This is a genomic window from Pseudomonas azerbaijanoccidentalis (assembly GCF_019145495.1).
GTDB lineage: Bacteria > Pseudomonadota > Gammaproteobacteria > Pseudomonadales > Pseudomonadaceae > Aquipseudomonas > Aquipseudomonas azerbaijanoccidentalis.
This window is the reverse complement of sequence record NZ_JAHSTU010000009.1, coordinates 77,806-104,802: the sequence shown is the minus strand read 5'-3', so window position 1 is coordinate 104,802 and position 26,997 is coordinate 77,806. Positions and strand designations below refer to the sequence as shown.

The window sequence follows — 26,997 nt, the reverse complement described above, 5'->3', positions numbered from 1 at the left end:
ATAACCATGACTACAGGCAGTGCTCTGTACATCCCGCCTTACAAGGCAGACGACCAGGATGTGGTCGTCGAACTGAACAACCGTTTTGGCCCGGAGGCGTTCACCGCCCAGCCTACCCGCACCGGCATGCCGGTGCTTTGGGTTGCCCGCGCCAAACTCGTCGAAGTCCTGAGTTTCCTGCGTAACCTGCCCAAGCCGTACGTCATGCTCTATGACCTGCACGGCGTGGACGAGCGTCTGCGCACCAAGCGTCAAGGGCTGCCGAGCGGCGCCGATTTCTCCGTGTTCTACCACTTGATGTCGATCGAGCGTAACAGCGACGTCATGATCAAAGTCGCCTTGTCCGAGAGCGACCTCAGCCTGCCGACCGTCACCAGCATCTGGCCGAACGCCAACTGGTACGAGCGTGAAGTCTGGGACATGTACGGCATCGACTTCAAAGGCCACCCGCACCTGACGCGCATCATGATGCCGCCAACCTGGGAAGGTCACCCGCTGCGCAAGGACTTTCCGGCGCGCGCCACCGAATTCGATCCGTTCAGCCTGACCCTGGCCAAGCAACAGCTTGAGGAAGAAGCCGCGCGCTTCAAGCCTGAAGACTGGGGCATGAAACGTTCCGGCCCGAACGAGGACTACATGTTCCTCAACCTCGGCCCTAACCACCCTTCGGCGCACGGTGCGTTCCGCATCATCCTGCAGCTGGACGGTGAAGAGATCGTCGATTGCGTTCCGGACATCGGCTACCACCACCGTGGTGCCGAGAAGATGGCCGAGCGTCAGTCTTGGCACAGCTTCATCCCGTACACCGACCGTATCGACTACCTCGGCGGCGTGATGAACAACCTGCCGTACGTGCTCTCGGTCGAGAAGCTGGCCGGCATCAAGGTGCCGGAGAAGGTCGACGTCATCCGTATCATGATGGCCGAGTTCTTCCGGATCACCAGCCACCTGCTGTTCCTGGGTACCTACATCCAGGACGTCGGCGCCATGACCCCGGTGTTCTTCACCTTCACCGACCGCCAGAAAGCGTACACGGTGATCGAAGCCATTACCGGTTTCCGTCTGCACCCGGCCTGGTACCGCATCGGTGGTGTTGCCCACGATTTGCCGCGCGGTTGGGAAAAACTGGTCAAGGATTTCGTCGAGTGGATGCCCAAGCGTCTGGACGAATACCAAAAAGCCGCACTGGACAACAGCATCCTGCGTGGCCGGACCATCGGCGTTGCCGCCTACAACACCAAAGAGGCCCTGGAATGGGGCGTCACCGGTGCCGGTCTGCGTTCGACCGGTTGCGATTTCGACCTGCGTAAAGCGCGTCCGTACTCGGGCTACGAGAACTTCGAGTTCGAAGTGCCGCTGGCCGCCAATGGTGATGCCTATGATCGTTGCATCGTGCGCGTCGAAGAAATGCGCCAGAGCATCAAGATCATCGAGCAGTGCATGCGCAACATGCCGGAAGGCCCGTACAAAGCGGATCACCCGCTGACCACGCCGCCGCCGAAAGAGCGCACGCTGCAGCACATCGAAACCTTGATCACGCACTTCCTGCAAGTTTCGTGGGGCCCGGTCATGCCGGCCAACGAATCCTTCCAGATGATCGAAGCGACCAAGGGCATCAACAGTTATTACCTGACGAGCGATGGCGGCACCATGAGCTACCGCACCCGGATTCGTACCCCAAGCTTCCCGCACTTGCAGCAGATCCCTTCGGTGATCAAAGGCAGCATGGTCGCGGACTTGATTGCGTACCTGGGTAGTATCGATTTCGTTATGGCCGACGTGGACCGCTAAGCATGAACAGCACGCTTATCCAGACAGACCGTTTCACCTTGAGTGAAACCGAGCGCTCGGCCATCGAGCACGAGCTGCATCACTACGAAGACCCGCGCGCGGCGTCGATCGAAGCCCTGAAGATCGTCCAGAAGGAACGTGGCTGGGTGCCGGACGGCGCTCTGTACGCCATCGGCGAGATCCTCGGCATTCCGGCCAGCGACGTTGAAGGCGTGGCGACGTTCTATAGTCAGATCTTCCGTCAGCCGGTTGGCCGTCACATCATTCGCGTCTGCGACAGCATGGTCTGCTACATCGGCGGCCACGAGTCCGTGGTCAGCGAAATCCAGAGCAAGCTCGGCATCGGCCTGGGTCAGACCACCACCGATGGTCGTTTCACCCTGCTGCCGGTCTGCTGCCTCGGCAACTGCGACAAGGCGCCGGCGTTGATGATCGACGACGACACTTTCGGTGATGTGCAGCCAGCAGGCGTTGCCAAATTGCTCGAGGGCTACGTATGACCCTGACTTCTTTTGGTCCAGCCAACCGCATCAAGCGTTCGGCCGAGACACACCCGCTCACCTGGCGTCTGCGTGATGACGGCGAAGCCGTCTGGCTCGACGAGTACCAGGCCAAGAACGGTTACGCGGCTGCGCGCAAAGCCTTCGCCGACATGGCTCAGGACGACATCGTTCAGACCGTGAAAGACGCCGGTCTTAAAGGTCGCGGCGGTGCAGGCTTCCCCACTGGCGTTAAGTGGGGCCTGATGCCCAAGGACGAATCCATCAACATCCGCTACCTGCTGTGCAACGCGGATGAAATGGAGCCGAACACCTGGAAAGACCGCATGCTGATGGAGCAACTGCCCCATCTGCTGATCGAAGGCATGCTGATCAGTGCCCGCGCGCTGAAAACCTACCGTGGCTACATCTTCCTGCGCGGCGAATACACCACCGCCGCCAAGCACCTCAACCGTGCCGTGGAAGAAGCCAAGGCAGCGGGCCTGCTGGGCAAGAACATCCTGGGCAGCGGCTTCGATTTCGAGCTGTTCGTCCACACCGGCGCCGGGCGTTACATCTGCGGTGAAGAAACCGCACTGATCAACTCCCTCGAAGGCCGCCGCGCCAACCCGCGCTCCAAGCCGCCCTTCCCTGCCGCCGTTGGCGTGTGGGGCAAGCCGACTTGCGTGAACAACGTCGAGACCCTGTGCAACGTACCGGCAATCATTGCCGACGGCGTTGACTGGTACAAATCGTTGGCCCGCGAAGGCAGCGAAGACATGGGCACCAAGCTCATGGGCTTCTCCGGCAAGGTCAAGAACCCTGGCCTGTGGGAACTGCCGTTCGGCGTCACCGGTCGCGAGCTGTTCGAAGACTACGCTGGCGGCATGCGCGACGGTTACAAGCTCAAGTGCTGGCAGCCTGGGGGCGCCGGTACCGGCTTCCTGTTGCCGGAACACCTGGACGCACAAATGTACGCCGGCGGCATCGCCAAAGTGGGCACCCGTATGGGTACCGGCCTGGCCATGGCGGTGGACGACAGCGTCAACATGGTGTCGCTGCTGCGCAACATGGAGCAGTTCTTCGCCCGTGAATCCTGCGGTTTCTGCACCCCATGCCGCGATGGTTTGCCATGGAGCGTCAAGCTCTTGATGGCCATCGAGAACGGTCAAGGCCAGCCAGGCGACATCGAGACCCTGCTGGGTCTGGTCGGTTTCCTCGGCCCAGGCAAGACTTTCTGTGCTCACGCACCGGGCGCCGTGGAACCGTTGGGCAGCGCAATCAAATACTTCCGTCCAGAGTTCGAAGCCGGTATCGCGCCTGTCAGCGCCGCCGTCCCGCCTCTGGCAAGGCCGATCGTAGTCGGCGCGTAAACGCTTAAAAAAGGCGAAGGGTCCGTGCCCTTCGCTTTTCGTGTGATGACGCCTTTAACGGCTGTGTTGATTCACGCGGATAACAAGATTCCATTAGCCACGCCCGCTGACACCGGGCCAACGAAGAACTTTGAACCATGGCCACTATCCACGTAGACGGCAAAGAGCTCGAAGTCGATGGGGCAGACAACCTGTTACAGGCATGTCTGTCGCTAGGCCTCGATATCCCTTATTTCTGCTGGCACCCTGCCCTGGGCAGCGTTGGCGCTTGCCGCCAGTGCGCGGTCAAGCAGTACACCGACGAAAACGACACCCGTGGTCGTATCGTGATGTCCTGCATGACGCCTGCCACCGACGGCACCTGGATCTCCATCGAAGATGAAGAATCCAAGGCCTTCCGCGCCAGCGTTGTTGAATGGTTGATGACCAACCACCCTCACGACTGCCCGGTCTGTGAAGAAGGCGGTCACTGCCACCTGCAAGACATGACGGTAATGACCGGCCACAACGAGCGCCGTTACCGCTTCACCAAGCGTACCCACCAGAACCAGCAACTGGGCCCGTTCATTTCCCACGAAATGAACCGCTGCATCGCTTGCTACCGCTGCGTGCGCTTCTATAAAGACTACGCTGGCGGCACCGACCTCGGTGTATTTGGCGCCCACGACAACGTGTATTTCGGTCGCGTTGAAGACGGCGTGCTCGAAAGCGAGTTCTCCGGCAACCTCACCGAGGTCTGCCCGACCGGTGTGTTCACCGACAAGACTCACTCCGAGCGCTACAACCGCAAGTGGGACATGCAATTCTCGCCGAGCATCTGCCATGGCTGCTCCAGCGGTTGCAACATCTCCCCGGGCGAACGTTACGGCGAACTGCGTCGCATCGAAAACCGTTACAACGGCTCGGTGAACCAGTATTTCCTGTGCGACCGTGGCCGTTTCGGCTATGGCTACGTCAACCGCGAAGACCGCCCGCGTCAGCCATTGCTGGCCAACGGCACCAAGCTGAGCCTCGACGAAGCGCTGGATAAAGCCGCCGACCTGCTGCGCGGTCGCAACATCGTCGGTATCGGTTCACCTCGTGCCAGCCTCGAAAGCAACTACGCGTTGCGCGAACTGGTCGGTGCCGAGCACTTCTACTCGGGCATCGAAGCCGATGAGCTGGAACGCATCCGTCTGGTTCTGCAAGTGCTCAAAGACAGCCCGCTGCCAGTGCCAAACATGCGCGACATCGAAGACCACGACGCCGTGTTCGTCCTCGGTGAAGACCTGACCCAGACCGCTGCCCGCATGGCCCTGGCCCTGCGCCAATCGGTCAAGGGCAAGGCTGAAGACATGGCCGACGCGATGCGCGTTCAGCCTTGGCTCGACGCCGCCGTGAAAAACATCGGTCAGCACGCGCTGAACCCGCTGTTCATCGCCAGCCTGGCTGAAACCAAGCTCGACGACGTTGCCGAAGAGTGCGTTCACGCCGCTCCCGACGACCTGGCCCGCATCGGTTTCGCCGTGGCTCACGCCCTCGACGCCAGCGCTCCAGCCGTTGAAGGCCTGGACGCAGAAGCCCTCGAACTGGCCAAGCGCATTGCCGACGCCCTGCTCGCGGCCAAGCGTCCACTGATCATCGCCGGTACTTCGCTGGGCTCCAAAGCCTTGATCGAAGCTGCCGCGAACATCGCCAAGGCTCTGAAGCTGCGCGAGAAGAACGGTTCCATCAGCCTGATCGTGCCTGAGGCCAACAGCCTCGGCCTGGCCATGCTCGGTGGCGAATCGGTCGACGCCGCGCTGCAAGCCGTCATCGACGGCAAAGCCGACGCCATCGTCGTGCTGGAAAACGATCTGTACACCCGTACCGACAAGGCCAAGGTCGATGCTGCCCTGAACGCCGCCAAGGTGCTGATCGTTGCCGACCACCAGAAGACCGCCACCAGCGATCGCGCACAGCTGGTTCTGCCAGCCGCCAGCTTCGCTGAAGGCGACGGTACGCTGGTCAGCCAGGAAGGCCGCGCCCAGCGCTTCTTCCAGGTCTTCGATCCGAAATACATGGACGCGAGCATCCTGGTTCACGAAGGCTGGCGCTGGCTGCATGCTCTGCGCGCCACTCTGCTGAACCAGCCGATTGACTGGACCCAACTGGACCACGTCACCGCCGCTGTCGCTTCCAGCACTTCGATCCTGAACCGCATCGTCGATGCCGCTCCGTCCGCCGCGTTCCGCATCAAGGGCATGAAACTGGCCCGTGAACCGCTGCGTTACTCCGGTCGTACCGCCATGCGCGCTGACATCAGCGTCCATGAACCGCGTACCCCGCAGGACAAGGACACCGCGTTCGCCTTCTCGATGGAAGGTTACTCCGGTTCGGCCGAACCGCGTCAGCAAGTGCCATTCGCCTGGTCTCCGGGCTGGAACTCGCCGCAAGCCTGGAACAAGTTCCAGGACGAAGTCGGTGGTCACATCCGTGCTGGCGACCCGGGCACCCGCCTGATCGAAAGCACCGGTGACTCGCTGAACTGGTTCGCCAGCGCTCCGCGTGCGTTCAACCCTGCTCCGGGTACCTGGCAGGCCGTGCCGTTCTTCCACCTGTTCGGCAGCGAAGAGAACTCTTCGAAAGCCGCTCCGGTTCAGGAACGCATTCCGGCGGCTTATGTGGCCCTGGCCAAGTCCGAAGCCGATCGCCTCGGTGTCAACGACGGCGCCATGCTCAGCCTGAACGTGGCTGGCCAGACCCTGCGTCTGCCGCTGCGCATCAACGAAGAGTTGGGCGCTGGTCTGGTTGCACTGCCTGCGGGTATCGCCGGCATTCCGCCAGCGATCTTTGGCAAATCCGTTGACGGTCTGCAGGAGGCAGCTCAATGACCTTGTTCACTCCTGAAGTGATCGACGTGATCATCGCGGTCCTCAAGGCCGTTGTGATTCTGCTCGCCGTGGTGGTTTGCGGCGCACTGCTGAGCTGGGTCGAGCGTCGTTTGCTCGCCCTCTGGCAGGACCGTTACGGTCCGAACCGCGTCGGCCCGTTCGGCGCGTTCCAGATCGCGGCCGACATGATCAAGATGTTCTTCAAGGAAGACTGGACGCCTCCATTCGCCGACAAGATGATCTTCACTCTGGCACCGGTAGTCGCCATGAGCGCCTTGCTGATTGCCTTCGCGATCATCCCGATCACCCCGACCTGGGGCGTGGCGGACATCAACATCGGCATCCTGTTCTTCTTCGCCATGGCGGGCCTGTCGGTCTACGCGGTGCTGTTCGCCGGTTGGTCGAGTAACAACAAGTTCGCCCTGCTGGGCAGCTTGCGGGCCTCGGCGCAGACCGTGTCGTACGAAGTGTTCATGGGCCTGTCGTTGATGGGCATCGTGATCCAGGTCGGCTCGTTCAACATGCGCGACATCGTTGAATACCAAGCGCAGAACCTGTGGTTCATCATTCCGCAGATCTTCGGTTTCCTGACCTTCTTCATTGCTGGCGTGGCCGTGACTCACCGTCACCCGTTCGACCAGCCGGAAGCGGAACAGGAACTGGCCGACGGTTACCACATTGAATACGCCGGCATGAAATGGGGCATGTTCTTCGTCGGCGAGTACATCGGCATCGTGCTGATCTCGGCGCTGCTGGTGACCTTGTTCTTCGGTGGCTGGCACGGTCCGTTCGGCATCCTGCCGCAGATCCCGTTCATCTGGTTCGCATTGAAAACCGCGTTCTTCATCATGCTGTTCATCCTGCTGCGCGCTTCGATTCCGCGCCCACGGTATGACCAGGTGATGGATTTCAGCTGGAAGTTCTGCTTGCCGCTGACCCTCGTCAACATGCTGGTGACCGCTGCGATCGTGTTGCTCAACACGCCCGCCGTCGCGGCTCAGTGAGGATAGAGAATCATGAAGTACATATTTGACATCGTGCATGGCCTCTACACCCAGCTTCGCAGCCTGGTGATGATTTTCGGCCACGCCTTCCGCAAGCGCGACACGCTGCAGTACCCGGAAGAACCGGTCTACCTGCCGCCGCGCTACCGTGGGCGTATCGTCCTGACCCGCGACCCCGACGGCGAAGAGCGTTGTGTAGCGTGCAACCTGTGCGCCGTGGCGTGCCCGGTTGGTTGCATCTCGCTGCAGAAAGCTGAAACCGAAGACGGTCGCTGGTACCCGGACTTCTTCCGCATCAACTTCTCGCGCTGCATTTTCTGCGGCCTCTGCGAGGAAGCCTGCCCGACCACCGCGATCCAGCTGACACCGGATTTCGAAATGGCCGAGTTCAAACGTCAGGACCTGGTGTACGAGAAAGAAGATCTGCTGATCTCCGGCCCCGGCAAAAACCCTGATTACAACTTCTATCGTGTTGCAGGTATGGCGATTGCCGGTAAGCCGAAAGGCTCCGCGCAGAACGAAGCCGAACCGATCAACGTGAAGAGCTTGCTGCCTTAAGGAAGAAAGATGGAATTCGCTTTCTATTTCGCATCGGGTATCGCTGTGGTGTCCACGCTTCGCGTGATCACCAACACCAACCCTGTGCACGCCCTGCTCTACCTGATCATTTCGCTGATCGCCGTGGCCATGACGTTCTTCGCCCTCGGCGCACCGTTTGCCGGTGTCCTGGAAGTGATCGCCTACGCTGGCGCCATCATGGTGCTGTTCGTGTTCGTGGTGATGATGCTGAACCTGGGCCCGGCCTCGGTTCAGCAAGAGCGCGTCTGGCTCAAGCCCGGTATCTGGCTCGGCCCGGTCATTCTCGGCGCCCTGCTGCTGGCTGAACTGCTGTACGTGCTGTTCGCCCACCAGAGCGGTGAAGCCATCGGCCACACCACCGTAGACGCCAAGGCCGTGGGCATCAGCCTGTTCGGTCCTTACCTGCTGGTGGTCGAACTCGCCTCGATGCTGCTGCTCGCCGCAGCCGTCACGGCGTTCCACTTGGGCCGCAACGAAGCCAAGGAGCAATGACGATGCCTGCTATCCCTATGGAGCATGGTCTGGCGGTCGCCGGCATCCTGTTCTGCCTCGGTCTGGTCGGCCTGATGGTCCGCCGCAACATCCTCTTCGTGTTGATGAGTCTTGAAGTGATGATGAACGCCTCTGCACTGGCCTTCATCGTTGCCGGTAGCCGTTGGGCGCAGCCGGATGGACAGATCATGTTCATCCTGGTGATCAGCCTGGCAGCCGCCGAGGCCAGTATTGGCCTGGCGATCCTGCTGCAACTGTATCGCCGCTTCCACACGCTCGATATCGACGCTGCCAGTGAGATGCGCGGATGAACCTACTCTTTCTGACTTTCGTATTCCCTCTCATTGGTTTCCTGCTGCTGTCGTTCTCCCGTGGACGCATCTCGGAAAACCTGGCCGCACTGATCGGCGTGGGTTCCATCGGTCTGTCGGCGATCGTTACCGCTTACGTGATCTGGCAATTCAACGTCGCCCCACCAGAAGGCGGTCACTACACTCAGGTGTTGTGGCAGTGGATGGCGGTGGAAGGCTTCACCCCGAACTTCGCGCTGTATCTGGACGGCCTGTCCGTGACCATGCTCGGCGTGGTCGTTGGCGTCGGCTTCCTGATCCACCTGTTCGCGTCCTGGTACATGCGCGGTGAGGCCGGTTACTCGCGCTTCTTCGCCTACACCAACCTGTTTATCGCCAGCATGCTGTTCCTGGTGCTGGGCGATAACCTGTTGTTCCTGTACTTCGGTTGGGAAGGCGTGGGCCTGTGCTCGTACCTGTTGATCGGTTTCTACTACAGCAACCGCAACAACGGTAACGCGGCACTCAAAGCGTTCATCGTGACCCGTATCGGTGACGTGTTCATGGCCATCGGCCTGTTCATTCTGTTTGCCCAACTGGGCACGCTGAACGTTCAGGAACTGCTGGTGCTGGCACCGCAGAAATTCCAGGCTGGCGACTTCTGGATGGTCATGGCCACCCTGATGCTGCTGGGCGGCGCTGTCGGTAAATCCGCGCAACTGCCGCTGCAAACCTGGCTGGCGGATGCGATGGCCGGTCCTACTCCGGTTTCGGCACTGATCCACGCTGCAACCATGGTGACCGCAGGCGTTTACCTGATCGCCCGTACCCACGGTCTGTTCACCCTGGCGCCGGAAATCCTGCACCTGGTGGGCATCGTTGGCGGTGTGACGCTGGTACTGGCTGGTTTCGCAGCCCTGGTTCAAACCGACATCAAGCGTATCCTCGCCTACTCGACCATGAGCCAGATCGGCTACATGTTCCTGGCCCTGGGCGTGGGTGCCTGGGACGGCGCGATCTTCCACCTGATGACCCACGCCTTCTTCAAGGCCCTGCTGTTCCTTGCTTCCGGTGCGGTGATCGTTGCCTGCCACCACGAGCAGAACATCTTCAAGATGGGCGGTCTGTGGAAAAAGCTGCCACTGGCCTACGCCAGCTTCATCGTCGGCGGCGCGGCCCTGGCGGCCCTGCCTCTGGTCACCGCGGGCTTCTACTCCAAGGACGAAATTCTCTGGGAAGCGTTCGCCAGCGGCAACAACGGTCTGCTTTACGCAGGTCTGGTCGGCGCGTTCATGACCTCGCTGTACACCTTCCGCCTGATCTTCATCGCGTTCCACGGTGAAGCGAAGACCGAAGCCCACGCCGGCCACGGCATTGCCCACTGGCTGCCACTGTCGGTGCTGATCGTACTGTCGACTTTCATCGGCGCGATGATCGTTCCACCGCTGCACGGCGTGCTGCCGCAGAGCGTCGGCCATGCCGGCGGCGAAGCCAAGCACAGCCTGGAAATCGCCTCGGGCGCCATCGCCCTGGCCGGTATCCTGCTGGCCGCGCTGTTGTTCCTCGGCAAGCGTCGCTTCGTCACCGCCATCGCCAACAGCGGCATCGGCCGTTTCCTCTCGGCCTGGTGGTTCGCTGCCTGGGGCTTCGACTGGATCTACGACAAACTGTTCGTCAAGCCGTACCTGGCGATCAGCCACATCCTGCGCAAAGACCCGCTCGACCAGACCATCGGTCTGATCCCGCGTATGGCCAAAGGCGGTCACACCGCCCTGAGCCGTACCGAGACCGGTCAACTGCGTTGGTATGCCGCCTCGATGGCTGCGGGTGCCGTGCTGGTAATTGGCGCCGTCGTGCTGGTAGCGGTCTGATATGAACCTTGCGAATTTGCGAAAGGAAACGAGCCCGTCATGATTCTGCCTTGGCTAATCCTGATTCCCTTCATCGGCGGCCTTCTGTGCTGGATGGGTGAGCGCTTCGGCTCTACCCTCCCGCGCTGGATTGCGCTGTTGACCATGTCCCTGGAACTCGCGCTCGGCCTCTGGCTGTGGGCCCACGGCGACTATTCATTTGCTCCGGCGCCTGGCGCCGATCCGACCTGGGTGATTGAGTTCAAGCACATCTGGATCCAGCGCTTCGGCATCAGCGTGCACCTGGCCCTCGACGGCCTGTCGCTGCTGATGATCCTGCTGACCGGTTTGCTGGGTGTCCTCTCGGTACTCTGCTCGTGGAAAGAGATTCAACGTCACGTTGGCTTCTTCCACCTGAACCTGATGTGGATCCTGGGCGGTGTCGTCGGCGTGTTCCTCGCCCTCGACCTGTTCATGTTCTTCTTCTTCTGGGAAATGATGCTGGTGCCGATGTACTTCCTCATCGCGCTCTGGGGTCACAGTTCTTCGGACGGCAAGAAAACCCGGATCTACGCGGCGACCAAGTTCTTCATCTTCACTCAGGCTTCCGGCCTGATCATGCTGGTGGCGATCCTGGGCCTGGTACTGGTCAACTTCAACGAAACCGGCGTGATTACCTTCAACTACGCCGACCTGTTGAAGACCAAGATGTCGATGACCACCGAGTACATCCTGATGCTCGGCTTCTTCATCGCCTTCGCGGTCAAGCTGCCGGTCGTACCGTTCCACTCCTGGCTGCCTGACGCTCACGCCCAGGCGCCGACCGCCGGTTCCGTCGACCTCGCCGGTATCTTGCTGAAGACTGCGGCCTACGGCCTGCTGCGTTTCGCCCTGCCGCTGTTCCCGAACGCTTCGGCCGAGTTCGCGCCGATCGCCATGACCCTGGGTCTGATCGGGATCTTCTACGGTGCGTTCCTGGCGTTCGCACAAACCGACATCAAGCGTCTGATTGCCTTCTCGTCCGTTTCCCACATGGGCTTCGTACTGATCGGCATCTACTCCGGCAGCCAACTGGCGCTGCAAGGCGCTGTGATGCAGATGCTGGCGCACGGTCTGTCGGCCGCGGCACTCTTTATCCTGAGTGGCCAACTGTACGAACGCACCCACACCCGCGACATGCGTGAAATGGGTGGCTTGTGGTCGAAGATCGCTTACCTGCCGGCCCTCAGCCTGTTCTTCGCAGCCGCGTCGCTGGGCTTGCCGGGTACCGGTAACTTCGTCGGTGAGTTCCTGATCCTGATCGGCACCTTCCCTGCTGCGCCGTTGGTCACCATCATCGCGACGTCCGGCCTGGTGTTCGGTTCGGTCTACTCGCTGATCATGATCCACCGCGCGTACTTCGGCCCGGCCAAATCGGACGCGGTACTGCATGGCATGGACGGTCGCGAACTGATCATGGTGGTCGGTCTGGCTGCACTGCTGATCTACATCGGCGTGTACCCACAACCGTTCCTCGATACCTCTGCCGCGACGATGCATGGCGTGCAGCAGTGGCTCGGCACCGCCTTCACTCAACTCGCTTCGGCCCGGTAAGAGCGCTATGGAATTCACGACTCAACACTTTATTGCGCTAGCGCCGCTGTTGATTACCAGCCTCACCATTATCGTGGTGATGCTGGCAATCGCCTGGCGCCGCAACCACTCGCAGACCTTCCTGATTTCGGTCGCGGGTCTGAACCTGGCTTTGCTGTCGATCCTGCCAGCCTTGAAAGTCGCGCCCCTGGCCGTGACGCCATTGCTGCAAATCGACACCTTTGCCTGCCTGTACATGGCGCTGATCCTGGTCGCCACCCTCGCCTGTGTCACCCTCGCCCACGCCTACCTCGGCGATGGCGGTTCGGGTTACCCGGGCAACCGTGAAGAACTGTACCTGCTGATCCTGATGGCCGCCGCCGGTGGCCTGGTTCTGGTCAGCGCGCAGCACCTGGCCGGATTGTTCATCGGTCTGGAACTGCTGTCGGTGCCGGTCTACGGTCTGGTCGCCTACGCCTTCTTCAACAAGCGTTCGCTGGAAGCCGGCATCAAGTACATGGTGCTGTCGGCAGCCGGCTCGGCGTTCCTGTTGTTCGGCATGGCGCTGCTGTACGCGGACTCGGGTTCCCTGAGCTTCGTCGGCATCGGTCAGGCGCTGGCGGCTACTGGCCTGCCAAGCTCCCTGGCTCAACTGGGCCTGGGCATGATGTTGATCGGTCTGGCATTCAAGCTGTCGCTGGTACCGTTCCACCTCTGGACGCCGGACGTTTACGAAGGTGCTCCGGCACCGGTGGCAGCGTTCCTCGCGACCGCTTCCAAGGTTGCCGTGTTCGCGGTGATGGTGCGTCTGTTCCAGATCTCGCCAGCGGCCAGCAGCGGCGTGCTGAGCGACGTGCTGACCATCATCGCCATCGCGTCGATTCTGTTCGGCAACCTGCTGGCACTGACCCAGAGCAACCTCAAGCGTCTGCTGGGTTACTCGTCCATCGCCCACTTCGGTTACCTGCTGATCGCCCTGGTGGCGAGCAAGGGTCTGGCCGTGGAAGCCATCGGCGTGTACTTGGTCACCTATGTGATCACCAGCCTCGGCGCTTTCGGCGTAATCACCCTGATGTCCTCGCCGTACAACGGCCGTGACGCGGATGCTTTGTACGAATACCGCGGCCTGTTCTGGCGCCGTCCGTACCTGACCGCCGTACTGACCGTGATGATGCTGTCCCTGGCCGGTATCCCGCTGACCGCAGGCTTCATCGGCAAGTTCTACATCATCGCCACCGGTGTCGAATCGCACCAATGGTGGCTGGTCGGCTCGCTGGTACTGGGCAGCGCCATCGGCGTGTTCTACTACCTGCGCGTCATGGTCACCCTGTACCTGATCGAACCGAACCTGCGTCGCCACGATGCGCAACTGCACTGGGAACAGAAAGCAGGCGGCGTGATGCTGCTGGCCATCGCCCTGGTCGCGTTCTTCCTCGGCGTCTACCCACAACCGCTGCTGAACCTGGTTCAGCAATCGGGCCTGGCGGGTTGATCGCTTAAGCGACATTCGGCAGTAAACAGAAACGGCACCTTCGGGTGCCGTTTTTGCGTTTGAGGGATTTGTGTTCGGTCACCAGCAATCAGTTGTCAGGGCTGGCCTCATCGCGAGCAGGCTCGCTCCCACAGGGGATCTTCTGTGGACACACACATCGTGAATACCGCCAATCACATGTGGGAGCTAGCCTGCTAGCGATTGCGGTAGAAAAGGCACAAAAGAAAACGGCACCTTTCGGTGCCGTTCGCCTTTCACACTCCAACCAGCTTACTTACGCGCCGCCTCCCACGATTTCAGCAGTTCGGCATAACTTACGGTTTCACCCTTAGGCTTTTCGTTTTCCAGTTTCGGCTTCGGTGCGCCCGGTTGATCGAACCAGTATTGCGCATCGCGCTCAGGGTTCATTTTCGGGGCGCAGGTGGCTTGGGCTTTCGAGCGTTCGAGGCGGGACATGATGGCGTCCTGATCCTTGGCCAGGCCGTCGAGTGCCTGTTGCGGGGTTTTCTCGCCGCTGGCAGCTTCAGCAATGTGGCTCCACCACAACTGCGCGAGGCGCGGGTAGTCCGGCACGTTGGTCCCGGTCGGGGTCCATTGCACGCGGGCCGGGCTGCGGTAGAACTCCACCAGGCCACCGAGTTTTGGTGCCAGGTCGGTCATCGCTTGCGAGTTGATGTCCGATTCGCGAATCGGCGTCAGGCCAACGATGGTCTTCTTCAGCGACACGGTTTTCGAGGTCACAAACTGCGCGTACAGCCACGCAGCCAGTTTCTGTTTCTCAGGCGTCGACTTCATGAACGTCCACGAACCCACGTCCTGATAACCCAGTTTCATCCCCTCTTCCCAATACGGTCCGCGCGGCGACGGCGCCATGCGCCATTTCGGCGTGCCATCGGCGTTCATCACTGCCAGGCCCGGTTTGGTCATGTCGGCGGTGAATGCGGTGTACCAGAAGATCTGCTGGGCGATGTTGCCCTGGGACGGCACTGGACCCGATTCGGAGAAGGTCATGCCCGCCGCTTCCGGTGGCGCGTATTTCTTCATCCAGTCCACGTACTTGGTCGTGGCGAACACGGCCGCCGGGCCGTTGGTGTCGCCGCCACGGGTCACGCTGGAACCTACCGGGTGGCAATCCTCGACGCGAATACCCCACTCGTCCACCGGCAAGCCGTTCGGCAAGCCTTTGTCGCCGCCACCGGCCATGGAGAACCAGGCATCGGTGAAACGCCAGCCCAGCGACGGGTCTTTCTTGCCGTAGTCCATGTGCCCGTAAACGCGCTTGCCGTCGATTTCCTTGACGTCTTCGGTGAAGAACTTGGCGATGTCCTCATAAGCCGACCAGTTCACCGGTACGCCCAACTCGTAGCCGTACTTTTCCTTGAACTTGGCTTTCAGGTCCGCGCGCTCGAACCAGTCGGCGCGGAACCAGTACAGGTTGGCGAACTGCTGGTCAGGCAATTGATAGATCTTGCCGTCCGGTGCGGTGGTGAAAGAAATGCCGATGAAGTCCTTGATGTCGAGGGTCGGCGAAGTGAAGTTTTTACCTTCGTTGGCCATCAGGTCGGTGATCGATTCGGTCTTGCCGTAGCGAAAGTGCGTACCGATCAGATCCGAGTCGTTGACCCAGCCGTCATAGATGTTTTTGTCCGACTGCATCTGGGTCTGCAGTTTTTCCACCACGTCGCCTTCCTGCAGCAGGTCGTGGGTCAGCTTGATCCCGGTGATCTCACTGAAGGCCTTGGCCAGCACCTTGGATTCATACTCGTGGGTGGCGATGGTTTCCGAGACAACCTTGATGCTCATCCCGCGAAACGGCTCGGCGGCCTTGATGAACCACTTCAGTTCTTCGAGTTGTTGATCGGCCGACAGGGTCGACGGTTTGAATTCAGCGCCGATCCATTTCTTTGCGGCGTCTTCGTAGGCATCGGCCCAGGCCGAAGCGCTCAAACCGCTGAGTGCCAGCATGGCTGCCAATGAAATGCTATGTCGCAGCTTATTGTTTTTGTCGAACATAGAGACCTCCTGTTTAAGTTTCGGAGCAACATTGCCGAGCGATTCGACTAGCCCCAACGCATCACAGCCAACAGCCACACCAGGGACAACGCGAACGCTACCCAGATGCTCCAGTCGGTCACGCCAATTACCAGCAAATGCAGGTAGGCGCTGCCGAGAAGACCGATAAACAACCGATCGCCACGGGTGGTGGCAATCGGCAAAAAACCACGCCTGAGAACACTCGGCGAGCGCAACTCCCAAGTCGTCATACCGACCAGGATCAAACCGATCACACCAAAGAATGCCGCCGTCGGGACGGTCCAGCTCATCCATTCCATCATCAGTTCCTCAGACCCGACCCAAGGCAAAGCCCTTGGCCACGTGGTTACGAACAAACCAGATCACCAGCATGCCCGGCAGGATGGTCAACACCCCCGCCGCCGCCAACACACCCCAGTCGATACCGGACGCCGAAACCGTGCGCGTCATGACCGCTGCAATGGGTTTGGCATTCACCGACGTCAACGTTCGCGCCAGGAGCAGTTCGACCCAGGAAAACATGAAACAGAAAAACGCCGTGACACCGATGCCGGAGCCAATCAGCGGGATAAAAATCTTCACGAAGAACTTGGGGAAACTGTAGCCGTCGATGTAGGCGGTCTCGTCGATTTCTTTCGGCACGCCGGACATGAAACCTTCCAGAATCCACACCGCCAACGGCACGTTGAACAAACAGTGAGCCAGCGCGACGGCGATGTGCGTGTCGAACAAGCCGATCGACGAATACAACTGGAAGAACGGCAGCAGGAACACGGCCGGTGGCGCCATGCGGTTGGTCAGCAACCAGAAGAACAGGTGCTTGTCACCGAGGAAGCGGTAGCGCGAAAACGCATACGCCGCCGGCAACGCCACACTGAGGGAAATAACCGTGTTCAGGCTCACGTAGTACAGCGAGTTGAGGTAACCGGTGTACCAGGCCGGATCGGTGAAGATCACCTTGTAGTTGTGGAAGGTGAAATCCTGGGGAAACAGCGTCAGGCCGCCGAGGATTTCGGTGTTGCTCTTGAAGGACATGTTCAGCAGCCAGTAGATCGGCACCAGCAGGAACAGGATGTAGATCAGCAGTGGAATCAGCTTTCTCTTGCTCATGGCGGGCCTCAGCGGTTGGCGTCAGAGTGAGTCATGGCGGTGTAGAACAGCCAGGACACCAACAGGATGATCAGGAAGTACACCAGCGAGAACGCTGCCGCCGGCCCCAGGTCGAATTGCCCGATCGCCATCTGCGTCAGGGTCTGGCTGAGGAAGGTCGTGGCGTTGCCCGGCCCGCCACCGGTGAGCACGAACGGCTCGGTGTAGATCATGAAACTGTCCATGAAGCGCAGCATCACCGCGATCAACAGCACGCTCTTGAGCTTGGGCAACTGGATGTGCCGGAACACCGCCCAGGCCGAGGCCCGGTCAATCCGCGCGGCCTGGTAATACACGTCCGGAATCGCCCGCAACCCGGAGAAGCACAGCAGCGCTACCAGTGAAGTCCAGTGCCAGACGTCCATCACCAGCACGGTGACCCAGGCGTCCATGGTGTTCGCTGCATAGTTGTAGCTGATGCCCATGGCGTTGAGGGTCGAACCGAGCAGGCCGATGTCGGCCCGGCCGAAGATCTGCCAGATGGTGCCGACCACGTTCCACGGGATCAGCAGCGGAATCGCCAGGATGATCAACACCACCGACGACCATCGGCCCTTGGTCGGCATGGTCAGCGCAATCGCAATCCCCAGGGGAATTTCGATCAACAGCACGCAGGCTGAATAAATGAACTGACGCAACAGCGAGTCGTGCAGGCGCGGATCCAGCAGCACTTGCTTGTACCAGTCGGCACCGACGAAATAGCGGCTGGACTGGTCGAAGATGTCCTGCACCGAATAGTTGACCACAGTCATCATCGGGATCACCGCACTGAACGCCACCAGCAGGAACACCGGCAACACCAGCCACCACGCCTTGTTGTTCTGCACCTTGTTCATGGCTGCACCTCATGGTTGGCTTGGGCTTCCAGCAGGAATTCGTCGGCGTAGACCATCAGCCACTGCGCCGGAAAACTGATGTAGGCCGTGCCTTCGGGCACCGGTTTGTCTTCCGCCAGGCGTACTTTGAGCGGAGCGCCATCGAGGTTCAGGGTCATGATCTTGTAGGTGCCGAGGTCTTCGACGTGTACGACCTGCGCCCGCATCGCGTCATCAAACGGCTCGTCCCAGACATGCACGAACTCGGGGCGAATGCCGACTTTCAGGGTTTTCCATTCGGACTCGGCGATGCGTTTCTGCATGGCCTCGGACAGCGGCAAATGCGTCGAAGCGAAACCCACGCCGCCTGGTTGCGGCTGCACCTCGATCAGGTTCATGCCGGGGCTGCCAATGAAATAGCCGACAAAGGTGTGGCTCGGCCGCTCGAACAACTCCCGGGGTGTGCCGAACTGTACGATCTGACCGCCGTACATCACCGCAATCTTGTCGGCGAAGGTCGACGCCTCCAGCTGATCGTGGGTGACGTAGACCATGGTGATGTTGAACTGCTCGTGAATCTGCTTGAGCTTGCGCCGCAGCTTCCACTTCAGGTGCGGGTCGATCACCGTCAACGGTTCATCGAAGAGGATCGCCGACACGTCATCGCGTACCAGCCCACGGCCCATGGAGACTTTCTGTTTTTCGTCGGCGGTGAGGTTGCGGGCTTTTTTGCTGAGCAGGTTTTGCAGGTCGAGGACCTCGGCGATTTCCTGCACCTTGGTGTGAATTTTCGCCTCGGCCATGCCCTGGTTGCGCAAGGGGAACGCCAGGTTGTCGAACACCGTCATGGTGTCGTAGACCACCGGAAACTGGAACACCTGGGCAATGTTGCGCTTTTCCGGGGTCAGGTCATTGACCGCTTTGCCGTCGAACAACACGTGCCCCTGTGAAGGGCTGAGCAACCCGGAGATGATGTTGAGCAACGTCGACTTGCCGCAGCCCGACGGGCCGAGCAAGGCAAACGCACCGCCCTGCTCCCAGATATGGTCCATCTCGCGGATCGCGTAATCTTCCGGTCCGGTCGGGGTTTTGGTGTAGCTGTGGGCGAGGTTCTGCAAACGGATTTCGGCCATCAGGCAACCCTCGCGACACGCCGGCCCGGCGCCTGGACCAGCCGCCCCTGCGCATCGAACACAAACAGTTTATGGGTCGGGATGTAGATGCGGATCGGCGCATCGACGTCGTATTCGTGAACACCGGGCAAGTGCAGCACCAGCAGAAAATGCTCGTTGCGCACATGCAGGAAGGTTTCCGAGCCGCTGATTTCGGCGACTTCGACGGTCACCGCCAGTTCGAGATCATCGTCGTTGCTCGGCACCAGCGAGATGTGGCTGGGACGCACGCCGAAGCGGAACTCGCCCTCGCCCACCGGACGCAAATCGACGTTCAGCGGAAAGTGCACGAAGTTTGCGAAACTCACTTCGTTGCCGGCAATGCGTCCGGGCATCAGGTTGATCGGCGGCTCGGAAAACAATTCCGCCGCCAGCACGGTCTGCGGCTGGTGATAGACCTCGGACGACTTGCCGCTCTGGATCACCCGGCCTTCGTGAAGAATGGTCGTGGTGCCGCCCAAGGCCAGGGCTTCGTTGGGCTCGGTGGTGGCGTAGATCGCGATGGTGTGACGCGCCTTGAACAGCTCGCGCATTTCCTGACGCAGCTCCTCGCGCAATTTGTAGTCGAGGTTGACCAGTGGCTCATCGAACAGGATCAGTTCGGCGTCCTTGACCAGCGCCCGGGCCATGGCCGTACGCTGCTGCTGGCCACCGGAGAGTTCGAGGGGATAGCGCTTTAGAAACTTCTCGATGCGCAGCATCTTCGCGGTTTCCAGCACTTTGCTCTGGATCAGCTCATTGGACTCACCGGCCTGGCGCAGCGGCGAGGCGATGTTCTCGAAGACGGTCATGGTCGGGTAATTGATGAACTGCTGATAGACCATCGACACATTGCGCAGGCGCACCGGCCGTTGCGTGACATCGACGCCATTCATCAGGATGCGGCCGCTGTCCGGCTTGTCCAGCCCGGCCATCAGACGCATGAGACTGGTTTTGCCGGACAGCGTACGCCCGAGCAAAACGTTGAAGGATCCGGGTTCGAAACTGAGACACGCATCATCGATCCAGGTCTGGCCCTCGACGGTGCGGCTGACATGCTCCAGGGTTAATGACATGGCTCGGCCTTTTTTATTTTTGGAGTCAAGCGACCGGAGCACTAGAGCGACTTTCGTGCCAGAAATTTCAACTGGTTGATTTACGTAGAAAACCCCGGAAAAAGCGTTAATCCGAGGTTCGTTGCTGAACACAAATGAACAATCGCAAATGAACAATTGAACAGTTCACCCATTGACAGTGAACAATAGTGAACAACACTCTATGGACTGTTCACGGCCCCTGTAGGAGCTGCCGCAGGCTGCGATCTTTTGATCTTGCTTTTAAAATCAAAGTCAAAAGATCGCAGCCTGCGGCAGCTCCTACAGGGGCGGCGCTGTTCCATAAAAACAATAAAAGCTTGTTCAGAGACTGACTGCCATGGCCGTACCCGCCTCGCCGCTGTCCCACGACACCATCATCCAGGACTCCTGGTCGCGCTGCCGCGCGTTTGGCCTTGACCACCAGAGCACCCCAGCCTTCGATCAACTTCCGGCGCAGGGCATCAAGCAATTGCTTGAGAGCCAGCACTCACTGGTGCAAACCACCCATCAGGAAGTGCTGCCGTACTACGAGAACATTCTCAGCAACTCCAACTGCCTGATCATGCTTGCCGATAACCAGGGCCAGGTGCTGACGTCCTGGGGCACTCAGCGGTTTATCGAACCGAGCCTGACCCGTGGCTTCAGCGCCGGCGCTAGCTGGATGGAGCGTTGCAGCGGCACCAACGCCATCGGCACGGCGCTGGTCTGCGAGCAGGCAGTGCACATCGAACACGACGAACACTTCCTCAAGGCCAACCGTTTCATGACCGGTTCCGCCGCGCCGATCTTCGATGCCGAACGCAAAGTGATCGCGGTGCTGGATGTGTCCAGCGACAGCTATCTGCCGCCGTCGCACACCCTGGGCATGGTCAAGATGATGAGCCAGACCGTGGAAAACCGGCTGATCCTCAACCTGTTCCACGGCCAGCATTTCCAGCTGACGTTCAACACCGGCCTGAACAACCTCGACAGCCAATGGGCCGGGCTGCTGATTTTCGATGAGAGCGGGCAAGTGCTGTCCGCCAACCGCCGCGCCGATAATTTGCTGGGCATCCGCCTGTCGCGGGTCAGTGTCGAAAGCCTGTTCAAGGTGTCGCTGCTGGAACTGCTCAATCAACCCGAAGGGCTGCCCTTCTCGCTTCAAGCCTCCGGACGCAACCGCTTCCAGTGTCTGTTGAAACGACCCAAACAGGTGCCGATTCAACCAAGAGTCTTCACCGAACCCGCGGTGGCAAACCCTGCACCGGCCGCCATCAGCCTCAATACCCTGCACTTCGGCGACAGCCGCGTGGAAAAAGCCGTGCGCCAGGCCGAGCGATTGCTGGAAAAAGACATTCCTTTGCTGATCCACGGCGAGACCGGTGTCGGCAAGGAAGTTTTCGTCAAAGCCCTGCATCAGGCCAGTTCTCGCAACAAACAGGCGTTTATTGCGGTGAACTGTGCGGCGATCCCCGCCGAACTGGTCGAATCGGAGTTATTCGGCTACGAGAAAGGTGCGTTTACTGGGGCTAATCAGAAAGGCAGCATCGGCCTGATCCGCAAGGCTGACAAAGGCACGCTGTTCCTCGACGAAATAGGCGACATGCCGCTGCCGACCCAGGCGCGATTGCTGCGGGTGTTGCAGGAGCGTTGCGTGCAACCGGTGGGCAGCAGTGAGTTGTTCCCGGTGGACATCCGGATCATTTCTGCGACCAACCGTTCGTTACGCGAACAGGTGCAGTTAGGGCGCTTCCGCGAGGATTTGTATTACCGCATCGGCGGCTTGACCCTGGAACTGCCGCCCTTGAGGGAACGCAGTGATAAAGAGGCGCTGTTCAAGCGCTTGTGGGAACAGCACCGTGAACCGAGCCAATGGGCCGGGCTGAGCCGCGAGGTGCTGGAACTGTTCAGCCGCCACCCGTGGCCGGGGAATTTGCGTCAGGTCAGCAGCGTGATGCAGGTGGCGCTGGCCATGGCCGAAGAGCAGCCTGTCCGGCCGGAGCATTTGCCGGATGATTTCTTTGTTGATCTGGAGATGGAGCCGGTGGACACGCAGGAGCCGTTGGCCGTGGATCTGAATGATGTCGAGGATTTGAATCGGCAGTTGCAGGCGGCGGGGGGGAATATTTCGTATCTGGCGCGGCGGTTGGGGGTTAGTCGCAATACCCTGTACAAGCGATTGCGTCAGTCGGAGGGTTAAGGCCAGATCAAAAGATCGCAGCCTTCGGCAGCTCCTACAGGAACGCATTCCAATGTAGGAGCTGCCGAAGGCTGCGATCTTTTGATCAAAAAAAACAAAAACCCGCACAAGGCAGGTTTTGTTTTGTAACGGATCAAGCAATCAGTCAGCCAGACGCCAGGTCGTGCCGCCCTTGCCGTCTTCCAGCACCACGCCCATGGCGGTGAGCTGGTCGCGGATGCGGTCGGATTCGGCCCAGTTCTTGCCGGCACGTGCCGCCAGGCGCGCAGCGATCAGCGCTTCGACTTCGGCTGCATCCACGCGCCCTTCGGCACCGGCTTGCAGGAAATCATCGGCTTCAAGCTGCAACACACCCAGCACACTGGCCAGTTCTTTCAAACGGGCTGCCAGACCGGCCGCTGCGTTGAGATCGCTCTCACGCAGTCGGTTGATCTCACGGACCATCTCGAACAACACCGCACAGGCTTCCGGTGTGCCGAAGTCGTCGTTCATCACGGTAGTGAAACGCTCGACGAACGCTTCGCCACCTGCAGGCGCCACGTTCGGCAGGCCTTTCAACGCGTGGTAGAAACGCTCCAGGGCGCCCTTGGCGTCCTTGAGGTTGTCTTCCGAGTAGTTGATCGCGCTGCGGTAGTGGCTCGATACCAGCAGATAACGCACGACTTCCGGGTGGTACTTGTCGAGCACGTCGCGAATGGTGAAGAAGTTGTTCAAAGACTTGGACATCTTCTCGCCATTGATGCGAATCATGCCGCAATGCATCCACGCGTTGGCGTAGGTCTTGCCGGTGGCCGCTTCGCTCTGGGCGATTTCGTTTTCGTGGTGCGGGAACTCAAGGTCGCTGCCGCCGCCATGAATGTCGAACGTCTCGCCCAGGCAGCAGGTGGACATTACCGAGCACTCAATGTGCCAGCCCGGACGCCCGGCGCCCCACGGCGATTCCCAACTCGGCTCACCCGGCTTGGCGGCTTTCCACAGCACGAAGTCCAGCGGGTCCTGTTTGGACTCGTCGACTTCGATGCGCGCGCCGATGCGCAGGTCTTCGATCTTCTTGCGCGACAGCTTGCCGTAGCCCATGAACTTGGCGACGCGGTAGTACACGTCGCCGTTGCCCGGTGCGTAGGCGTAACCCTTGTCGATCAGGGTCTGGATCATCGCGTGCATGCCGGGAATATGGCCGGTGGCACGCGGCTCCATGTCCGGCTTCTTGATGTTCAGGCGCGCTTCATCTTCGTGCATCGCCGCAATCATGCGCTCGGTCAACGCTTCGAACGACTCGCCGTTCTCGTTGGCCCGGTTGATGATCTTGTCGTCGATGTCGGTGATGTTGCGCACGTAGGTCAGGTCGTAACCGCTGAAGCGCAACCAGCGCGTCACCAGGTCGAACGCGACCATGCTGCGGCCGTGGCCCAGGTGGCAGTAGTCGTACACGGTCATCCCGCACACGTACATGCGCACCTTGTTGCCATCGAGCGGCTTGAAGACTTCTTTGCTCTTGGTGAGCGTGTTGTAGATCGTAAGCACGTTAAATCCTTGAATCACTGGCCCCACGAATCACGCAGGGTCACGGTACGGTTGAATACCGGTGCGCCCGGTTTCGAGTCCTTGATATCCGCGACGAAGTAACCTTCGCGCTCGAACTGGAAACGGTCTTCCGGCTGTGCATTGCCCAGCGAGGGTTCAGCACGACAACCGGTGAGTACCTGCAGCGAGTCAGGGTTGATGTTGTCCAGGAAACTGGCGCTGTCTTCGGCCTTCTCAGGGTTGGCCGAACGGAACAGACGGTCGTACAGACGCACTTCGCACTCGACGCTGGCGGCGGCCGGCACCCAGTGCACCACGCCTTTGACCTTGCGGCCTTCAGGGTTTTTGCCCAGGGTGTCTGGATCGTACGAGCAGCGCAGTTCGACGATGTTGCTGTCGGCGTCCTTGATCGCTTCATCGGCGCGGATCACGTAGCTGCCACGCAGACGCACTTCACCGGCCGGTTCCAGGCGCTTGTAGCCTTTTGGCGGCTCTTCCATGAAGTCTTCACGGTCGATGTAGATTTCCCGGGCGAACGGCAGGACGCGCACGCCCATGTCTTCTTTCGGGTGGCACGGCAGTTCGAGGTTCTCGACCTGGCCTTCCGGGTAGTTGGTGATCACGACTTTCAGCGGACGCAGCACGCACATGGCGCGCGGAGCGCTGTGGTCGAGGTCGTCGCGGATGCTGAATTCGAGCATGCCGAAGTCCACCACGCCGTCGGAACGGTTAGTGCCGATCATTTCGCAGAAGTTGCGGATCGATTTCGGCGTGTAGCCACGACGGCGGAAACCCGACAGCGTCGACATGCGCGGGTCGTCCCAGCCGTTGACGTGCTTTTCATCAACCAGTTGCTTGAGCTTGCGCTTGCTGGTGATGGTGTAGTTCAGGTTCAGGCGGCTGAATTCGTACTGGCGCGGGTTGGCCGGCACCGGCAGGTTTTCCAGGAACCACTCGTACAGCGGACGATGGCTTTCGAACTCCAGGGTGCAGATCGAGTGAGTGATGCCTTCGATGGCGTCCGACTGACCGTGGGTGAAGTCGTAGTTCGGGTAGATGCACCACTTGTCACCGGTCTGGTGGTGATGCGCGTGACGGATGCGATACATGATCGGGTCACGCAGGTTCATGTTCGGCGAGGCCATGTCGATCTTGGCCCGCAGGACACGTGCGCCGTCCGGGAACTCGCCGGCCTTCATGCGAGCGAACAGGTCCAGGTTCTCTTCAACGCTGCGGTCGCGGAACGGGCTGTTCTTGCCTGGCTCGGTGAGGGTGCCGCGGTATTCCTTGGCCTGTTCAGGGCTCAGGTCGTCGACGTAGGCATTGCCGGATTTGATCAGCTCCACCGCCCAGTCGTGCAACTGGTCGAAATACTGCGAGGCATAGCGCACTTCGCCGGACCATTCGAAGCCCAGCCATTTGACGTCGCTTTCGATCGCGTCGATGTATTCCTGGTCTTCCTTGGCCGGGTTGGTGTCGTCGAAACGCAGGTGCGTGACGCCGCCGAACTCCTGGGCCAGGCCGAAGTTCACGCAGATCGACTTGGCGTGGCCGATGTGCAGGTAGCCGTTGGGCTCAGGCGGGAAACGGGTGACGATCTGCGTGTGCTTGCCCGAGTCCAGGTCTGCCTGGATGATCGGCCGCAGGAAGTTGACCGGCACGGCTGGGCCGGTCTTGGCATTCGAGGTAGGGTCGACAGTGGGCTTGCTCATAGGATCCTTGAACGTACAAGTGCGTGGCCGTAATGCAGGCCGGACAAAACAAAGCCGCTATCATAGCCGATGCCGTCAAGTGCCTGACAGAGCGCACCTGCAAACGGTCGCATTTAATAGACCGTAAATGAAAAACAGCCTCGAAATTCGCGCCTGTCACGCTAAACTGCGCACCTTGGCCGAGCCAGGCTGAACCGGTTGCGGGACGGAATGTCCCAACACCACGAATTCCTCTTGATGAGTAACGATCATGACCCAAGTCAAACTGACTACCAACTTCGGCGACATCGTCCTCGAACTGAACGCCGACAAAGCCCCGATCACCGTGGCCAACTTCGTCGAGTACGTTAAAGCCGGTCACTACGAAAACACCGTTTTCCACCGTGTGATCGGTAACTTCATGATCCAGGGCGGCGGTTTCGAGCCAGGCATGAAAGAAAAGAAAGACAAGCGCCCAAGCATCCAGAACGAAGCTGACAACGGTCTTTCCAACGAAAAATACACCGTCGCCATGGCTCGCACCATGGAGCCGCATTCGGCTTCCGCACAGTTCTTCATCAACGTGGCCGACAACAGCTTCCTGAACCACAGCGGCAAGAACGTTCAAGGCTGGGGCTATGCGGTATTCGGTAAAGTGACCGCCGGCCAGGACGTTGTCGACAAGATCAAAGGCGTGGCCACCACGTCCAAGTCCGGCCACCAGGACGTACCAGCAGACGACGTGATCATCGAGAAAGCCGAGATCATTGAGTGATATTGCTGATTTCAGACTTGCATCTGGAAGAGGAGCGCCCGGACATTACCCGGGCGTTTCTGGATTTGCTCGCCGGACGCGCCCGCTCGGCGAGTGCGTTGTACATTCTGGGCGACTTTTTCGAGGCGTGGATTGGCGACGACGCCATGAGCCCATTCCAGCGTTCCATCTGCCAGGCCCTGCGCGAATTGAGCGACAGCGGCACGGCCATTTTCCTGATGCACGGCAATCGTGACTTCATGCTCGGCAAGGCCTTTTGCAAACAGGCCGGCTGCACATTGTTGAAAGATCCGAGTGTCGTGCAGTTCAACGGCGAGCCGGTACTGCTGATGCACGGCGACAGCCTCTGCACCCGCGACGAAGCCTATATGAAGCTGCGTCGCTACCTGCGCAACCCGATCACCCTGTTCATCCTGCGGCATCTGCCGTTAAGCACCCGGCATAAACTGGCGCGCAAGCTGCGCAGTGAAAGCCGTACGCAAACGCGGATGAAGGCCAATGACATCGTCGACGTCACGCCCTTGGAGATTCCGCGGATCATGCAGCAGTACGGCGTGAAGACGCTGATCCATGGCCATACCCATCGCCCGGCGATTCACAAATTGCAGCTGGGCGAACAAGCAGCACGGCGCATTGTGCTGGGGGATTGGGACAAGCAGGGTTGGGCGTTGCAGGTGGATGAAAACGGGTTTGCATTGGCACCGTTCGATTTCGCGACACAGTAGAGACCAAAAGATCGCAGCCTTCGGCAGCTCCTACAGGTTGAACACATCTCCTGTGTAGGAGCTGCCGAAGGCTGCGATCTTTA

Annotated in this window: 22 protein-coding genes; 14 read left to right on the top strand and 8 right to left on the bottom strand. The window is 60.0% G+C overall.

Annotated features, from left to right (window positions below; translation table 11 throughout):
* The first annotated feature begins 6 nt into the window (after positions 1-6).
* The 11 genes from nuoC (at position 7) to nuoN (ending at position 13,774) form a co-directional block, all read left to right on the top strand.
* Complete coding sequence (gene nuoC, locus KVG88_RS24945; protein WP_150701301.1) at positions 7-1,791, top strand: NADH-quinone oxidoreductase subunit C/D; 1,785 nt, start codon at positions 7-9, stop codon at positions 1,789-1,791.
* Between the two features lie 2 nt (positions 1,792-1,793).
* Positions 1,794-2,291 (top strand): NADH-quinone oxidoreductase subunit NuoE, encoded by a 498-nt coding sequence (nuoE, locus tag KVG88_RS24940; RefSeq protein WP_008053447.1) that lies wholly within the window; start codon positions 1,794-1,796, stop codon positions 2,289-2,291.
* Positions 2,288-3,643 carry an NADH-quinone oxidoreductase subunit NuoF gene (gene nuoF, locus KVG88_RS24935; protein WP_150701300.1) on the top strand — a complete coding sequence of 452 codons (1,356 nt, stop codon included), beginning with the start codon at positions 2,288-2,290 and terminating at the stop codon, positions 3,641-3,643. Before nuoE ends, nuoF begins: the two co-directional genes overlap by 4 nt.
* Positions 3,644-3,780: 137 nt before the next feature.
* Positions 3,781-6,495 carry an NADH-quinone oxidoreductase subunit NuoG gene (gene nuoG / locus KVG88_RS24930; RefSeq protein WP_217873041.1) on the top strand — a complete coding sequence of 905 codons (2,715 nt, stop codon included), beginning with the start codon at positions 3,781-3,783 and terminating at the stop codon, positions 6,493-6,495.
* Complete coding sequence (nuoH, locus tag KVG88_RS24925) at positions 6,492-7,499, top strand: NADH-quinone oxidoreductase subunit NuoH (RefSeq protein ID WP_150701298.1); 1,008 nt, start codon at positions 6,492-6,494, stop codon at positions 7,497-7,499. Before nuoG ends, nuoH begins: the two co-directional genes overlap by 4 nt.
* A 12-nt stretch (positions 7,500-7,511) precedes the next feature.
* Positions 7,512-8,057 (top strand): NADH-quinone oxidoreductase subunit NuoI, encoded by a 546-nt coding sequence (gene nuoI / locus KVG88_RS24920; RefSeq protein ID WP_178132024.1) that lies wholly within the window; start codon positions 7,512-7,514, stop codon positions 8,055-8,057.
* Between the two features lie 9 nt (positions 8,058-8,066).
* Positions 8,067-8,570 carry an NADH-quinone oxidoreductase subunit J gene (gene nuoJ, locus KVG88_RS24915; RefSeq protein WP_150701297.1) on the top strand — a complete coding sequence of 168 codons (504 nt, stop codon included), beginning with the start codon at positions 8,067-8,069 and terminating at the stop codon, positions 8,568-8,570.
* 2 nt (positions 8,571-8,572) lie between these two features.
* A complete protein-coding gene (gene nuoK / locus KVG88_RS24910) occupies positions 8,573-8,881 on the top strand; it encodes an NADH-quinone oxidoreductase subunit NuoK (RefSeq protein WP_007946416.1) in 309 nt (102 codons plus the stop codon).
* Positions 8,878-10,731 carry an NADH-quinone oxidoreductase subunit L gene (gene nuoL, locus KVG88_RS24905; protein WP_060543550.1) on the top strand — a complete coding sequence of 618 codons (1,854 nt, stop codon included), beginning with the start codon at positions 8,878-8,880 and terminating at the stop codon, positions 10,729-10,731. Before nuoK ends, nuoL begins: the two co-directional genes overlap by 4 nt.
* 39 nt (positions 10,732-10,770) lie before the next feature.
* Entirely contained in the window at positions 10,771-12,303 is a 1,533-nt protein-coding gene (gene nuoM, locus KVG88_RS24900; protein ID WP_150701296.1) for an NADH-quinone oxidoreductase subunit M, read from the top strand.
* 7 nt (positions 12,304-12,310) lie between these two features.
* Positions 12,311-13,774, top strand: coding sequence for an NADH-quinone oxidoreductase subunit NuoN (gene nuoN / locus KVG88_RS24895; protein WP_150701295.1), 1,464 nt, complete (start codon positions 12,311-12,313; stop codon positions 13,772-13,774).
* A gap of 270 nt (positions 13,775-14,044) precedes the next feature.
* On the opposite strand, the gene KVG88_RS24890 is transcribed toward nuoN, so the two are convergent.
* From KVG88_RS24890 to KVG88_RS24865, 6 genes are read right to left on the bottom strand one after another with little or no spacing between them, the layout of a single operon-like run.
* A complete protein-coding gene (locus KVG88_RS24890) occupies positions 14,045-15,787 on the bottom strand; it encodes an ABC transporter substrate-binding protein (protein WP_150701294.1) in 1,743 nt (580 codons plus the stop codon).
* Between the two features lie 47 nt (positions 15,788-15,834).
* On the bottom strand, positions 15,835-16,107 hold the full coding sequence (locus tag KVG88_RS24885) for a DUF2160 domain-containing protein (protein WP_056854889.1): 273 nt from the start codon (positions 16,105-16,107) through the stop codon (positions 15,835-15,837).
* Positions 16,108-16,117: 10 nt separating this feature from the next.
* Complete coding sequence (locus tag KVG88_RS24880) at positions 16,118-16,918, bottom strand: carbohydrate ABC transporter permease (RefSeq protein ID WP_046032508.1); 801 nt, start codon at positions 16,916-16,918, stop codon at positions 16,118-16,120.
* An 8-nt stretch (positions 16,919-16,926) separates the two neighbouring features.
* Positions 16,927-17,793, bottom strand: a complete 867-nt coding sequence (locus KVG88_RS24875; protein WP_150701293.1) for a carbohydrate ABC transporter permease — start codon at positions 17,791-17,793, stop codon at positions 16,927-16,929.
* Positions 17,790-18,905, bottom strand: a complete 1,116-nt coding sequence (locus KVG88_RS24870; protein WP_217873040.1) for an ABC transporter ATP-binding protein — start codon at positions 18,903-18,905, stop codon at positions 17,790-17,792. The genes KVG88_RS24875 and KVG88_RS24870 overlap by 4 nt, the downstream gene beginning before the upstream one ends.
* On the bottom strand, positions 18,905-19,999 hold the full coding sequence (locus KVG88_RS24865; RefSeq protein ID WP_217873039.1) for an ABC transporter ATP-binding protein: 1,095 nt from the start codon (positions 19,997-19,999) through the stop codon (positions 18,905-18,907). The genes KVG88_RS24870 and KVG88_RS24865 overlap by 1 nt, the downstream gene beginning before the upstream one ends.
* Before the next feature lie 358 nt (positions 20,000-20,357).
* Here KVG88_RS24865 and KVG88_RS24860 point away from each other — a divergent pair, with 358 nt between their 5' ends.
* On the top strand, positions 20,358-22,199 hold the full coding sequence (locus KVG88_RS24860; protein WP_217873038.1) for a sigma-54-dependent Fis family transcriptional regulator: 1,842 nt from the start codon (positions 20,358-20,360) through the stop codon (positions 22,197-22,199).
* Between the two features lie 141 nt (positions 22,200-22,340).
* Here the strand turns inward: KVG88_RS24860 and cysS are convergent, their stop codons facing one another.
* Both cysS and KVG88_RS24850 read right to left on the bottom strand, forming a co-directional pair.
* Entirely contained in the window at positions 22,341-23,723 is a 1,383-nt protein-coding gene (gene cysS, locus KVG88_RS24855) for a cysteine--tRNA ligase (RefSeq protein ID WP_217873037.1), read from the bottom strand.
* Positions 23,724-23,737: 14 nt separating this feature from the next.
* Complete coding sequence (locus KVG88_RS24850; protein WP_217873036.1) at positions 23,738-25,435, bottom strand: glutamine--tRNA ligase/YqeY domain fusion protein; 1,698 nt, start codon at positions 25,433-25,435, stop codon at positions 23,738-23,740.
* A gap of 250 nt (positions 25,436-25,685) precedes the next feature.
* Here KVG88_RS24850 and KVG88_RS24845 point away from each other — a divergent pair, with 250 nt between their 5' ends.
* Positions 25,686-26,189 carry a peptidylprolyl isomerase gene (locus KVG88_RS24845; RefSeq protein WP_150701287.1) on the top strand — a complete coding sequence of 168 codons (504 nt, stop codon included), beginning with the start codon at positions 25,686-25,688 and terminating at the stop codon, positions 26,187-26,189.
* A complete protein-coding gene (lpxH, locus tag KVG88_RS24840) occupies positions 26,186-26,914 on the top strand; it encodes a UDP-2,3-diacylglucosamine diphosphatase (RefSeq protein ID WP_150701286.1) in 729 nt (242 codons plus the stop codon). Before KVG88_RS24845 ends, lpxH begins: the two co-directional genes overlap by 4 nt.
* The last annotated feature ends 83 nt before the right edge of the window (positions 26,915-26,997 follow it).